This is a genomic window from Propionivibrio sp., from assembly GCF_029255185.1.
In the GTDB taxonomy this organism is placed as follows: Bacteria; Pseudomonadota; Gammaproteobacteria; order Burkholderiales; family Rhodocyclaceae; genus Propionivibrio.
The window spans coordinates 83,078-96,537 of record NZ_JAPUVO010000132.1 but is presented as its reverse complement, the minus strand read 5'-3'; the positions used below and the strand labels follow the sequence as shown (position 1 = coordinate 96,537).

The window sequence follows — 13,460 nt, the reverse complement described above, 5'->3', positions numbered from 1 at the left end:
GGGAACTCTATCACAAAGCCTAGATCAATCAATCACATGGAAGTTGATTTTAGAAAGCAGTCGCATGCCTGCGGACGTCATTTGACGACCCAGGGTAATCGCCCTGTTTGGCAGCCAAGATCCTTCAGTAGTCAGGGGCCTCCGAGGCTTCTGTTATACTCTGGCCAGTCATAACCGCTGCCCGCCCATGAACCAAATCCAGCCGTCCTCCAAGACTCTCGACCTCGCGCGACAGGTGCTGCGTATCGAGGGCGATGCCGTCCTGGCTCTGATCGACCGCATTGACGACAACTTTCTGCAAGCCCTGTCGCTGATTCTAAATTGCCACGGTCGCGTCATTGTCAGCGGTATCGGCAAATCCGGGCACATCGGGCGCAAGATCGCCTCGACACTGGCCAGCACCGGAACGCCGGCCTATTTCGTCCACCCTGCCGAAGCCAGCCACGGCGACCTTGGCATGATCACCTCCGACGACGTCCTGATCGCCCTCTCCAATTCGGGCGAGAGCGATGAGTTGCTCAACATCCTGCCGTCAATCAAGCGTCAAGGCGCCAAACTGATCGCCATGACCGGCAACCCGAAATCGTCACTGGCCCGCGACGCCGATGCGCACCTCAATGCCGGTGTCGCGCAGGAAGCCTGCCCGCTCAACCTGGCACCAACCGCCAGCACCACGGCGGCACTGGCGCTGGGCGATGCGCTGGCTGTAGCCCTGCTCGACGCACGTGGATTTGGCGCCGATGACTTCGCCCGCTCGCACCCTGGCGGCACGCTCGGCCGACAGTTGCTGACCCGCATCCGCGACGTGATGCGCACCGGCGACGCCGTTCCGACTGTTCTGGCAAATGCCAGCGTGACCGAAGCGACGCGTGAAATCTCGCGTGGCCGAATCGGCATGACCGTCGTCATCACACCCGAACGCCAGATCCTCGGGATATTCACCGACGGCGACCTGCGCCGCGCCATCGTGGGCAATCGCGACCTGCAGGGACTCACCGTGAGCGAGGTCATGAGCGCCAGGCCACACCGCATTAACCCGGACAAGCTCACCGCCGAAGCAGTCGATATGATGGACAAATACAAGATCAACCAGATTCCCGTCGCGGACGATGACGGTCGATTGATCGGTGCACTCAATATGCACGACCTCTTCCAAGCAAAAGCCATTTAATGATCTCACTTAACGACACCCAGGCCCGCGCCCGCCGCCTCAAGCTGATGGCTTTTGACGTCGACGGCGTACTCTCCGAGGGCTCGCTTTTTTACACCGACGAAGGCATTGAAATGAAAGCCTTCAACAGTCTCGACGGCCTCGGCATGCACATGCTGCAGAGCGCCGGCATCACTGTGGCCATCATCACTGGTCGCACAGCCCGTTGTGTTGAGTTGCGTATGCAGAACCTGGGCATCGACATCCTCTATCAGGGCGTCTCGAACAAGTTGGAAGCCCTGCACGACCTGCTCGCCAAACAAGGTATCAGCATCGATGAGGCCGGCTACATGGGCGACGACATCGTCGATCTGAAAATCATGGGCGCCTGCGGCTTCTCGGCCGCGCCTGCCGATTGCCACGAGGCGGTCAAGCCCTACGCCCGCATGCTTTCGAGCAAGATCGGCGGGCGCGGCGCCGTACGCGAAGTCTGCGAGTTCATTCTCGATGCACAGGGCAAACTCGACGCCGTACTTGCCCCCTATCTGCCGGCCCTCACAAAATGAAACAGTGGGGCAGCGCTCTCTTCCCGCTGAGTCTGCTGCTGGCCCTGACCGGCCTGACTTTCTGGCTGCGCTATGCCACCGAGTTACCTGAAGTGCGGCGTGACGGCAAAAATCGGCACGACCCGGATTACATCGTTTCGGATGGCGTCCTGCGCAAGCTGGATCAGACCGGGCGGCTGCAATACACACTTAAGGCCAGCGACATCCGGCATTACCCGGATGACGACAGCACCGACATGTTCAAGCCGAACCTGGTCTATCTGTACCCCAAAAGTCCCACCGTGACCCTGCTTGCCGAGCGTGGGCATGCGAACAAGGACGGCCAGCAGATTGATTTATACGACAATGTCCGGATCACCCGTGCGGCGACTGCGACAGACGCAGCGATGACCGGTTTTACGCCTGAACTCACGGTCCTGCCGGACGACGAAAAAGCGTTCACCAAAAGCCAGGTGCTGATCACCCAGGGCAAATCCTGGGTCAAGGGCGTCGGCATGAAGGTCGATACCCGGGCGCAGACCTACGTACTTGAATCTCAAGCCTCCGCCGTTCTGGAAAGTCGATACACTAAAAAGAAGAATCCATGATGCCAACATTACCCTGTCGCCTTGCCGCCCTCCTGCTGACCGCTCTCGCCCTGTCGGCGCACGCGGAAAAAGCCGATCGCGAGAAACCAATCAACATCGAGGCTGATCGTATCAGCATGGACGACGTCAAAAAGGTGCAGGTGTTTGAAGGCAACGTGGTACTTAATCAAGGGACGCTGCAGATTCGTACCAGTCGGCTGGTCGTCACCCAGGATGCCGACGGTTTCCAGAAAGGCGTCGCCACTGGCGGCGCCAATGGCTTGGCGCGCTTCCGGCAGAAGCGCGAAGGTCAGGATGAATACATTGAAGGTGAAGGCGAACGCATCGAGCACGATGCGCGCGACGAAAAAACCGAATTTTTTGTTCGCGGCTGGGTAAAGAGCGGACTCGATGAAGTCAAGGGGCATTACATTTCCTTTGACGCGCTGACCGAGAAATATCTCGTTACTAACGGCGGCGGCGAGACCAAGACCGCCACCGGCGCCACACAAGCGCGGGTGCGGGCGATCATCCAACCCAAGGGCAAGAACACGGCGGCCGACGAGCAGAAAGGCGAACCCCTGACGCTCAAGCCGTCGGAAACCGTCGCTCCCAGGTAGTACGCTTCTACAGAACCTGAGCGCTACCATCAGGCTTTAAAAACCAAGCGAATCAAACGGAAAATATATTTGCTGCGCCGCAACATAAAAGCTTGACAAGCTGTTTTCCGAGTCTATAATCGTTTCTATGGTGCAGTGCAGCAAGTTAATTGACTAGCCAAACATTGCACATGTCCTCGTTTTTTTACCTAGGAGATTTACCATGTTCACAACCCCCGAACAATTTGCTGCGGCCAACAAAGCCTCTGTTGATGCCATGCTGTCACTCGCCAACACCGCTCTGGCCAGCGCTGAACGTATCGCTGCTCTGAACCTGAATACCGCCCGCTCGATGCTGGAAGACGGCATGGCCAATACCAAGGCTCTACTTGGCGCCAAAGATCCCAAGGAAGCCTTGGCGCTAACCGCAGCTCAGTTTCAGCCGGCCGTCGAACAGGCCGTGGCCTACAGCCGCAGCCTCTACGAAATTTCGGCACAATCGAAAGAGGAAGTGTCCAAGCAGCTCGAAAGCCAGTTTGGCGATTTCCAGAAACAGGTATCAAGCCTGATGGACAAGGCCGCAAAGAATGCCCCGGCCGGTTCCGATGTCGCCGTTGCCGCCGTCAAGTCAGCACTCGAAGCCGCCAGCTCGGCCTTCGACAATATGAAGAATGTAGTCAAGCAGGCTGCTGAAATTGCTGAAGCCAACATCGCTACGGCAAGCAATGCCACGGTCAATGCGGTGAGTGCCGCGGCCCCTACCGGCAAGAAAAAATAGTCGCTGTCTGCTTCACGCGCTTTGGCGCTACCCGCCCGTAGGCGCACGACAAAACCCCGGAAACGGGGTTTTGTCGTTTACGGCAAAGGCGAGGTTTTCGTCTACTCCCGCCAGCGCCAGACAATGCCGCGCTGCTCTATTTCTTGCCTGATCTCCTCGAGCGCCTGGTCGACCAGCGCCTCGTCACCTTCGACCCCAAGTTCCAGATGCCGCCGCTGCCCGTCTTCACCAATCGACGGCAGACTGAACAGGCGCAGCGTCGGATAATCGGCAACGATGCGCTCCATCAACGAAAGCAGCGCGCTTTCGTAGGCATTCGGTCCGGTCAGCAAAAAAGCCTTATCGACCATGGGATGGCGATTGAAGTGATGGCGGTAAAAGGTATCAAGCGCCCACTCGGCCATCGGATGCGCCATTTGCGGAAAGCCGGGCAGAAAATAGTGATCGCGCACACAGAACCCGGCAATGCGGTTGAAGGGGTTGGGGACGATGTCGACGCCGCGCGGAAACGTTGCGAGCAATAAGCGGGTGTCGTCGGTCTGGTCACCAAAACGGGCGCGAATCTCGCGTTCGGCATCCGGATGTAGCACCAGATCGACGCCCAGTGCTTCAGCAGCGGCCTGCCGCGTGTGGTCGTCCGGCGTGTTGCCGATACCGCCAAAGCAGAAGACCGCATCGCCTGTCGCCATACTGCGCCGCAGGCTTGCCGCGATGCGCGAACGTTCGTCGCCGATATATTCCGCCCAGGATAGCCGTAAGCCGCGTGCGCCAAGCAGTTGGGTCATTTTCCCGAAATGCTGATCGATACGTTTTCCCGAAAGAATTTCGTCGCCGATGATGAGTGCGCCAAAGTTCATGCCCTGCCCTCCGAATTTTCAATAACCTCGACCACTGCGCCCTGCCGCAAGCGGTGCAGCGCTTCAAGACAAAAATGGACATAGGCCAGCGCCGCCAGCGATGGCGCCAGCAAACCCATGAACGGAACATGCGCAAGCAGCGCCATGCACAGACCCAGCACCAGTAGCGGCATGGCCTGCTGACGACGCAGTTCGCGCCATTCGTCGTCAGTGGCATGCACGGCTAGGGCGTCGAAGGCAAAGGTCCGGCGATTGAGCCAGGCCATCCAGAAAAACGGCAGTAACAGGCCCAACCCCGGCACCAGCCACAGCGGCAGCGTCAGCAGCCAGCCAGCGATGAACAGGACGGCGGCCCACAGACTGTTCCAGGTCGACGCCACCAGGCTGTCACTGCCCATGCGCGCCAGCTCAGGGTAATCAACCGCCGCCAGATGCTTGAGCAGCAGCGGCAGAACGACAATCGCCGTCAACAACAGGGCAATCAGGTAGCTGGCGGAGAGAATCAGCAGCCAGCCGCCAAGGGCCGCCAGCAGTTTGGCCAGCCAGAAGGCACCCCAGGCGGCAATCCAGCTCATCGGCGGCTGCTCGACGAATCCGGATATCAGCCGCTCAAGCAGAAAAGCGGACAGCCCGACCATGACGATCAGCGCCAAAAGCGCCGGCATGAGCATGTAAAACCACACCCGGCCGCAACCGAGCGTGATGAGACTGCGCCGCAGCGCCAATATTACTTCACCCACGTGATGGCTCCTTTCAGGTAAAAAACCTAAGCTCTTTCAACGTGCCCCGAAGGAAACCCCCTTGGGAGCAGAGACGCGGAGATCGCGAAGAAAAAAATCACAAGATAGCAACGGATTCCGAGATGAGCACCACCCCTGACGAACGAACATCGAATTTTTCTCTGCGTCCTTTGCGTCTCTGCGATCTCTACGTTGAAAGCGGTTTTGTTGCTCAAATCCCCTCCCACATCTTCTGCAGCCGCTTGGTCGACACCGGCGCCGGGGTGCGCAGTTCCTGGGCGAAAAGCTGAACGCGCAGTTCCTCCAGCAGCCAGCGGAACTGCTCGACCTGGGTATCAGTGACGCCCTGTTTGGCGAGCACGATGGCACGTCGTTCGTAGTTCGTCCACAGCGGCGCGAATTCGGCGAGCAGGCGGGCATCGCGCGCCGCGCCCTCGCCTCCGCCGGCCTTGAGTTTGTCAAGACGCAACCCAATGGCTTTGAGGTAACGCGGATAATGCTGCAAGCGCTCAAAGGGGGTATCGGCGATGAAGCGTTTGCCGATCAGCCGGGCGACTTGCTTGTTGATATCCTGCACGGCTGCCGCATGTACTTTGAAAGCCGGCAGTTTCTTTTGCAGTTGTTGCCAGTCAGCCAATATCTGCCCGACCAGGCGGCAGATTTCCTGCGCCAGCAGGCCGAGGCGCGACTTGGCTTCGGCGCAGCGCAGCATGAAGCTTTCGGCATTGGTCGGCCAGGGCTCGACCAAGCAGGCGCGCGCGAAGGTGAGGTCGATAAGCTGTCGGCGCAGATCGTCGAGCGAACCAAGCGGCATGAAGGCCATGGCCATTTGCGTCAGACCCGGCAGGTTCTTCTCGAAGTATTTGAGTTGATCACGGAACTGCAACATGTACAGCCGCAGCAGCCCCGTCGCATGCGCTTCGCGTGCCTCTTCGGCGGTATCGAAAACACACAGCGAGACGCTCTCGCCATCGTCGGAAAGGCCAGGATAGCCAACCACCATCTGCCCGCCGCCAACGTCAACTTTCATCAATTCGGGCAACTCGCCGAAACTCCAGTCGGTCATCCCCGCGTACTCTGACGGCGTCTCGTGCAGCTCGGTGAATTCCTGCTTGGCCTTGCCGCCCCACTCGCCGCGCAGATCGGTCAAGCTGCGGGAAAGCCCAAGTTGCCGGCCATGTTCGTCAACCAGCTTGAAGTTAAAGGAAAAATGCGCTGGCAGCACATCGGGACGAAAGGCGTCGGGGGTGATCTCCCAACCGCGCGCATTGAGGCCGCGCGAATGCAGGATGTAGGCAATCAGCGCCAGCACCAAAGACTTGTCTGAAGGCTGAACTGCGGCGGCGAACTCGGCGGCAAAATCAGGTACCGGAACCAGTTTCGAGCGTATCTTCTGCGGCGTCGTTTTGATGAGTTGAATGACTTTTTCCTTGAGCAAGCCCGGCACCAGCCACTCGCAACGCGTTGCCGGAATCTGGTTGAGCTGCGCCAGAGGCACCGTCAGCGTCACGCCATCTCTCGGCGAGCCCGGCTCAAAATGGTAAGTGAGCGCAAACTCAATGCCGCCTAGCTTGAGTTGATGCGGAAATGCCTCGGTGGTCACCCCGGCCGCCTCGTGACGCATCAAATCTTCGCGCTTGAGGTAGAGCAACTCTTTATTCTCGCGCTCGGCTTCGCGCCGCCAGTGGTCGAACTCGGCGCCGTTGCTCAATCCCTCGGGAATGATCTGGTCGTAGAAGGCAAAGATCAGTTCGTCATCGACCAGCACATCGGGGCGTCGCGATTTGTGCTCCAGCGTTTCGATGTCGAGCATCAACTGGTGGTTGTGCGTGAAGAAGGCCCAGCGCCGGACATACTCCTCGCTAACTTCGCCGCCGACCAGCGCCTGACGGATGAAAATCTCGCGCGCTTCCTGCGGGTTCATCGGCCCGAAATTGACCCGCTTGTTGGGATGGACGACGATGCCGTAGAGCGTCGAACGCTCGAAGGCGACGACCTGCATGGCCTTTTTTTCCCAGTGCGGATCGAACCAGCTGCGCTTGATCAGGTGAGCGCCCACTTTCTCTATCCAATCGGGCTCTATTCGCGCCACGCAGCGGGCGAAGAGCTTAGTCGTCTCGGTGATTTCAGCCGCGGCGATCCATTTTCCGGCTTTCTTGTTAAGCGCCGACCCCGGGTGGATCAGAAACTTCATGCCGCGCGCGCCGAGGTAGTAGCCCGAATCCTCCGACTTGCAGCCGATGTTGCCGAGCAGGCCGGCAAGCAGCGCACGGTGGATCGCGTCGTAGGTCGCGGGAATCTGATTGATCCTGCCGCCGGGCCGCCCCAAGGCAGAATCTTCGTCAGATTGCGAGCGTAGCGAGGATGCAGGCGCCCCCTTCCTCGGGAAGGAGGTTGGGGGGCTGGCCTCTTTAAGCCAGCCGTGCTCAACCGCGAGGCTGTGTAGCTGGCTGTGAATGTCGCGCCATTCGCGCATGCGCAGCGCCGACAGGAAGTTTTCGTGGCAGGCCTCAACCAGTTTGCGCTGCGACTTCTTGTGCCCGACCTCGGCTTCGTACCAGGTCCACAGCTTGAGCCAGGACAAGAACTCCGATTTCTCGTCGGCGAACTTCTTATGCGCGGCGTCGGCACTTCCCTGCCGCTCCTGCGGCCGTTCGCGCGGGTCCTGTACGGTCAGCGCTGCGGCAATCACCAGTATCTCGCGCAGACAGCCCTCGTCGCGCGCGGCGACGATCATTCGCGCCACCCTGGGGTCGAGCGGCATCTTGGCCAGTTCCTGCCCGATCGTCGTCAGCGCATGATCGTCGGTCACCGCACCAAGTTCGAGTAAAAGTTGGTAACCATCACTGATCGCCTTGGGCGGTGGCGCTTCGATGAAGGGAAAATCCTCGACATCGCCGATGCGCAGCGCCTTCATGCGCAGAATCACCCCGGCCAGCGACGAACGCAGGATTTCGGGATCGGCATACGGCGGGCGTAAATTGAACTCTTGCTCGTCGTACAAACGAATGCACACGCCAGCGGCCACCCGCCCACAGCGTCCAGAGCGCTGGTTGGCCGACGCTTGCGCGATTTTCTCGATCTGCAATTGCTCGACCTTGTTGCGGTAAGAGTAGCGCTTTACGCGCGCCAGCCCCGAGTCGACGACGTAACGGATCCCCGGAACGGTAAGCGAGGTTTCGGCGACGTTGGTCGCCAACACGATGCGCCGTCCGTCATGCGGCCTGAAGAGACGCGACTGTTCCTCGACCGACAGGCGGGCGAACAGCGGCAGGATTTCGGGATGCACGCCGCCACGGCCAAAAGCGTGCTTGCGCAGCGCCTCGGCTGCTTCACGAATCTCGCGCTCGCCCGGCAGGAAGACCAGCACGTCGCCGGGGCCAGTACGGTTCAGTTCGTCGCAAGCGTCGACAATGGCATCGTAAAGGTCGCGCTCGTCGTCCTTCTCGGCCTCCTCGGTCTGCACCGGGCGGTAACGCACTTCAACCGGGAACATGCGGCCCGAAACCTCGATCACCGGGGCCGCGTTGAAGTGCTTCGAGAAACGCTCGGCGTCTATCGTCGCCGAGGTAATGACCAGTTTGAGGTCGGGGCGCTTGGGCAGAATTTGCTTGAGATAGCCGAGCAGGAAGTCGATGTTCAGGCTACGCTCGTGCGCTTCATCGAGAATCAAGGTGTCGTATTGGGCCAGCCACGGGTCGCCCTGCGTTTCAGCAAGCAGAATGCCGTCGGTCATCAGCTTGATATAGGACTGTGGCGAGGTGCGGTCGGAAAAGCGGATTTTGTAGCCGACGTGGCTGCCAAGCTCGCTGTGCAGTTCCTGCGCGATACGCGCCGCGGTGGCGCGGGCGGCGATGCGGCGCGGTTGCGTATGACCGATCAGGCCGGTGGTTCCGCGTCCGAGTTCAAGACATATCTTGGGAATCTGCGTCGTCTTGCCAGAACCGGTCTCGCCGCAGACGATCACCACCTGATGCTTTTCGATCAGTTCGGCAATCTCGGCGCGCCGCGCATTGACCGGCAGGTCATCGGCAAACTCGGGCCTGGGCAATCGCTCGCGACGCACCGCGACGGCGGCACGCGATGTCTCCAGCAGGCGGTTACACTCGGCCTGCAAGGCATCGCGCCTGGCGCCAAAAAGGTGACGCAGATCGCGCGCCATCGAACGCAGGTGGCGCTGGTCGACGGCAAGACAGTCGGCGAACTCGGAATTACGCTTCAATGAATTGGGGAAGGGCTTTACTCGGAGAATTAGTGGTCGGGGCGAGAGGATTCGAACCTCCGACTCCTGCGTCCCGAACGCAGTACTCTACCAGGCTGAGCTACGCCCCGACCGAAACAACGACAGCACTAGAAGGATCTAGCAACTGCGAAGGTCGCCAATTCTAGCAAAGAATCCTTGTATGTGGAAGCAGGTAAAGCCTCAAGTGCAGCTTGGGCAAGATCGGCTTCGGCCTTGGCCTGTTGTTTGGCATGCTCCAGCGCACCGGTTGAGCGGATTGCTTCCAGCACCGCCTGAAAGTCATCACAACCACCGATCTCAATCGCTCTGCGCGCGCAGGCTGCTTGCTCGGCGGTACCGCTCTGCATCACATAGATCAGCGGCAGCGTAGGCTTGCCCTCGGCCAGATCGTCGCCCAGATGCTTGCCAGTCTCGACCTCGGCTCCCGAATAATCAAGCACATCGTCGATAACTTGAAAGGCCGTCCCCAGATGCATGCCATACTCGGCCATACGCTGCTCGATCTCCGGCGAGCCACCGCCGATGATGGCGCCAAGCTGCGCCGCGGCCTCAAACAGCTTGGCTGTCTTGTAGCGGATCACCTGCAGATACCGCACTTCATCCACGTCAGCATCGTGACAGTTCATCAACTGCAAAACCTCACCCTCGGCAATGATATTGGTGGCGTCCGACAAAACGCGCATTACGCGCATGTCATCGACTTCGGTCATCATTTGGAAGGCACGCGAATACAGAAAATCACCGACCAGCACACTGGCGGCATTGCCGAACAGGGCATTGGCTGTTTTCCGCCCGCGCCGCAAATCGGATTCATCAACCACATCGTCATGCAGCAAAGTTGCGGTATGAATAAACTCAACCACTGCGGCAAGTTCATGACGATGCGCACCACGATAGCCGAGCGCACCCGCGGAAAGCAGCACCAGCGACGGACGCAGACGCTTGCCACCAGCGTTGATGATATACTCGGCAACCTGCCGCACCAGCGCCACATCAGAATGAAGACGCGAGCGTATCACCGCATCAACGGCCTTCATGTCTGACTCAATCAGGTTGTAGAGCTGTTCCAGTTTCACGGCAGAACACCTTGAAAAATTTTTAGATGTTAGGCGTAGTGCCACGCCCCGTCAATACTACGACTCTCTCCCACGCTCTGAGCAATTGCCTCAATGCCAATCGTTGGCCAATGGACACAATGGAAACGCTGCCGATCATTCTGATGTTGCTGGGCGCCTCGGTGCTGTCGGTCATTCTTTTTCGCCGCCTGAATTTGCCACCCATCCTGGGCTATCTGCTGGTCGGCGCGCTGATCGGGCCGCATACCCTGAACCTCCTCGAGGGTCTGGCCGGGGCGCACTATCTGGCCGAGTTTGGGGTCGTCTTCCTGATGTTCTCGATCGGCCTCGAATTTTCACTGTCCAAGCTCATTGCCATGCGGCGCATCGTCTTTGGGCTGGGTTTGCTGCAAGTGTTGCTGACCCTGGCCGTCGTGACTGCTGTGGCGGTCGCCCTGGGCTTGCCCTGGCAGGCTGGGGTAGCCATTGGCGGGACGCTGGCGATGTCCTCGACCGCCGTGCTGACCAAGCTTCTCAGCGAACGGCTGGAGCTTGATGCCCCGCACGGTCGGGAAGTCATGGGAGTGCTGCTGTTCCAGGATCTGGCAGTTATTCCGCTGCTCATCCTGATTCCATCGTACTCGCAGTCTCCCGAACAGATGGCGATGACCATGGGTATCGCCCTGCTCAAGGGAGGCGCGCTGCTCGCCCTGGTTTTTCTGCTTGGCAAGCACTTTCTTGGCCGCTGGTTTTTTATTGTCGCGCATGGCAAATCGGCCGAGCTTTTCGTGCTCAATGTACTGTTCGTCACCCTCGGGCTGGCGTGGCTGACTGAAGCCGTCGGCCTGTCGCTGGCGCTCGGCGCCTTCGTTGCCGGAATGCTGATTTCGGAAACCGAATTTCGGCATCAGGTTGAAGAAGACATCAAGCCCTTCCGTGACGTGCTGCTCGGCCTCTTCTTCGTGACCGTTGGCATGATGCTTGATGTGGCGCTGGTGCTGTCCAATCTGGGCGCTGTGTTGGCTCTTCTAGCGGCGCTGTTGCTGGTCAAGTTTGCCCTGGTATACAGCTTGTCCCGTGCATTCGGGGCGATGAGCGGCGCCGCCATGCGTTCCGGTCTGTGGCTATGCGCTGGCGGCGAGTTTGGTTTTGTCCTGCTCTCCGATATCGGGCAATACGCCGTGGCGCCCCAATTGTCGGTACAGGTAGTTCTCGCGGCGCTGGTGATTTCGCTGTTTCTGGCGCCATTTATTGTGCATTACAGTGACCGTCTGGTGCTGCGCTTTGCCGCCAGCGAATGGCTGATGCGCTCCTTGCAGCTGACCACCCTGGCCGCCTGCGCCATGGCGACCGAGAAACACGCAGTGATTTGCGGTTTCGGGCGCAGCGGCCAGTATTTGGCGCGCTTCATGGCGCACGAGGGAGTTTCCTACCTGGCGCTCGACCTCGATCCGGACCGCGTGCGTGAAGCAGCGGCGGCCGGCGAGAATGTCGTCTACGGCAATGTCACCCGGCGCGAGACGTTGGTGGCCGCCGGAATCAGCCGCGCCAGCGTGCTGGTTATCTCGTTCATCGATACGCGCGCTGCCGAACAGGTCTTGCGCCATATCCGGGAACTGGCGCCCGGATTGCCAGTGGTCGTGCGTACCACCGACGACAAGGACTTCGAGCGCCTGCAGCGTGCCGGCGCTGCCGAAGCAGTGCCGGAAACTCTGGAAGCGGCAATGATGCTGGCCTCGCACGCGCTGATTCACGCCGGGGTGCCAATCAATCGCGTGCTCAGGCGAATTCGCCAGACACGGGAGGCACGGTATCGCAGCCTGCGCGGCTTCTTCCATGGCGAAAGCGATCATGACGAAAACGCCCGCGACGGCGAGGAAGCGCGCCTGCACTCTGTCTCACTGGCTGCTGGCGCCTATGCCGTCGGGCGGACGCTGAGCGAGTTGGCCATAGAAGGGTGCGGGGTCGAGGTCACGGCGGTACGTCGGCGCAATATCCGCGCCCTCGAGCCCTCGCCGGAAACCCGCTTCGCAGCAGGCGATGTGGTGGTGCTGCTCGGTGTGCCGGGGGCGCTGGCGACGGCGGAAGCGCGGCTGCTTGGGGGGTGAACGAAAAAGCCCGCCGCAGCGGGCTCCATGAATTGGAGGTATCAAAAGCTCATGCAAACGGTATAGAGAACGGCGTCGTTCGCAGCTGCTACGTTGATCGCCTCTGCCATATTGGCGGCATTGTCAGTGATTACCCGAACTGTTCCCGTTTGTGTATTTCCGTCATCCAGCGTGGTGTCAATCTGCCTGGCAAAGCGCCCCTGTATTCCTTGGGAACAGACATAGAAGCTTGCTGGATAGGGAATTGCTGGACCGGTAAGTATGGGATCGCTGGTAACGCCAATGGTGCCACCTTCGGCATTGCGTGGGATGTAGTCTCCGGCGGCGGTATTTGTTGTTCCGGTTGCGAGCCCGGCAAGGCGAACATGTTGCCAAAACAGATAGCTTTCGTCGGTTGCCGTCACAGAGTTCCAGGCACCATCAATTCGAGCGTTGCCAAGACTTGCGGCGGCTGCGTTAGTGCCACCGTTAAGGTGAGTATTTGCGGCCCGGTCGTCACCGGGTAGTGCACGGAAGCGGTCCTGGTAAGCATATACGAAGGACGAAATCCCGCGAAAGTCGTTTGCCAGATTCTTGACTTTGGCGTTGTTGACCAGTTCCTGCCCCTTCAGCACCCCGCCAAGTAGCAGACCGATGATGACGAGTACAATGGCAATTTCCACCAGCGTGAAACCGGATTGTTGTTTTCTCATTTAATTCTCCCGCCCAAGGCGATAATGACGGTCAGTTCAAAGCAGATTGCATGCCATGTTAAAAGGGGGCTTTTTGCCCGCCCTGGGCAAAAATATGTCGATTATT

General features: G+C 59.5%; 11 protein-coding genes and 1 tRNA gene. 6 read left to right on the top strand and 6 right to left on the bottom strand.

Annotated features, from left to right (window positions below; genetic code table 11):
* Positions 1-187: 187 nt before the first annotated feature.
* The 5 genes from Q1J43_RS14715 (at position 188) to Q1J43_RS14695 (ending at position 3,659) form a co-directional block, all read left to right on the top strand.
* Positions 188-1,171, top strand: coding sequence for a KpsF/GutQ family sugar-phosphate isomerase (locus tag Q1J43_RS14715; protein ID WP_301103256.1), 984 nt, complete (start codon positions 188-190; stop codon positions 1,169-1,171).
* Positions 1,171-1,716 (top strand): HAD hydrolase family protein, encoded by a 546-nt coding sequence (locus tag Q1J43_RS14710; RefSeq protein ID WP_301103255.1) that lies wholly within the window; start codon positions 1,171-1,173, stop codon positions 1,714-1,716. The genes Q1J43_RS14715 and Q1J43_RS14710 overlap by 1 nt, the downstream gene beginning before the upstream one ends.
* Positions 1,713-2,303 (top strand): LPS export ABC transporter periplasmic protein LptC, encoded by a 591-nt coding sequence (gene lptC / locus Q1J43_RS14705; RefSeq protein ID WP_301103254.1) that lies wholly within the window; start codon positions 1,713-1,715, stop codon positions 2,301-2,303. The genes Q1J43_RS14710 and lptC overlap by 4 nt, the downstream gene beginning before the upstream one ends.
* Positions 2,300-2,902 (top strand): lipopolysaccharide transport periplasmic protein LptA, encoded by a 603-nt coding sequence (lptA, locus tag Q1J43_RS14700; RefSeq protein ID WP_301103253.1) that lies wholly within the window; start codon positions 2,300-2,302, stop codon positions 2,900-2,902. Before lptC ends, lptA begins: the two co-directional genes overlap by 4 nt.
* Before the next feature lie 202 nt (positions 2,903-3,104).
* The gene (locus tag Q1J43_RS14695) at positions 3,105-3,659 is read left to right on the top strand and encodes a phasin family protein (RefSeq protein ID WP_301103252.1); all 555 of its coding nucleotides are present in this window, start codon (positions 3,105-3,107) and stop codon (positions 3,657-3,659) included.
* A 101-nt stretch (positions 3,660-3,760) separates the two neighbouring features.
* Here Q1J43_RS14695 and Q1J43_RS14690 read toward each other — a convergent pair whose 3' ends face one another.
* From Q1J43_RS14690 to Q1J43_RS14670, 5 genes are all read right to left on the bottom strand, one after another.
* Positions 3,761-4,516, bottom strand: coding sequence for a molybdopterin-binding protein (locus Q1J43_RS14690; protein WP_301103251.1), 756 nt, complete (start codon positions 4,514-4,516; stop codon positions 3,761-3,763).
* A complete protein-coding gene (locus Q1J43_RS14685) occupies positions 4,513-5,256 on the bottom strand; it encodes an EI24 domain-containing protein (RefSeq protein WP_301103250.1) in 744 nt (247 codons plus the stop codon). The genes Q1J43_RS14690 and Q1J43_RS14685 overlap by 4 nt, the downstream gene beginning before the upstream one ends.
* 211 nt (positions 5,257-5,467) lie before the next feature.
* Positions 5,468-9,478 (bottom strand): ATP-dependent RNA helicase HrpA, encoded by a 4,011-nt coding sequence (gene hrpA, locus Q1J43_RS14680; protein ID WP_301103249.1) that lies wholly within the window; start codon positions 9,476-9,478, stop codon positions 5,468-5,470.
* Between the two features lie 33 nt (positions 9,479-9,511).
* A tRNA-Pro gene (locus Q1J43_RS14675) sits at positions 9,512-9,588 on the bottom strand.
* A gap of 18 nt (positions 9,589-9,606) precedes the next feature.
* Positions 9,607-10,536 carry a polyprenyl synthetase family protein gene (locus tag Q1J43_RS14670; protein WP_301103306.1) on the bottom strand — a complete coding sequence of 310 codons (930 nt, stop codon included), beginning with the start codon at positions 10,534-10,536 and terminating at the stop codon, positions 9,607-9,609.
* A 158-nt stretch (positions 10,537-10,694) separates the two neighbouring features.
* On the opposite strand from Q1J43_RS14670, the gene Q1J43_RS14665 reads away from it, so the two are divergent.
* Complete coding sequence (locus Q1J43_RS14665; protein ID WP_301103248.1) at positions 10,695-12,662, top strand: monovalent cation:proton antiporter family protein; 1,968 nt, start codon at positions 10,695-10,697, stop codon at positions 12,660-12,662.
* 41 nt (positions 12,663-12,703) lie between these two features.
* On the opposite strand, the gene Q1J43_RS14660 is transcribed toward Q1J43_RS14665, so the two are convergent.
* Positions 12,704-13,354 carry a prepilin-type N-terminal cleavage/methylation domain-containing protein gene (locus Q1J43_RS14660; protein ID WP_301103247.1) on the bottom strand — a complete coding sequence of 217 codons (651 nt, stop codon included), beginning with the start codon at positions 13,352-13,354 and terminating at the stop codon, positions 12,704-12,706.
* Between the last annotated feature and the right edge of the window lie 106 nt (positions 13,355-13,460).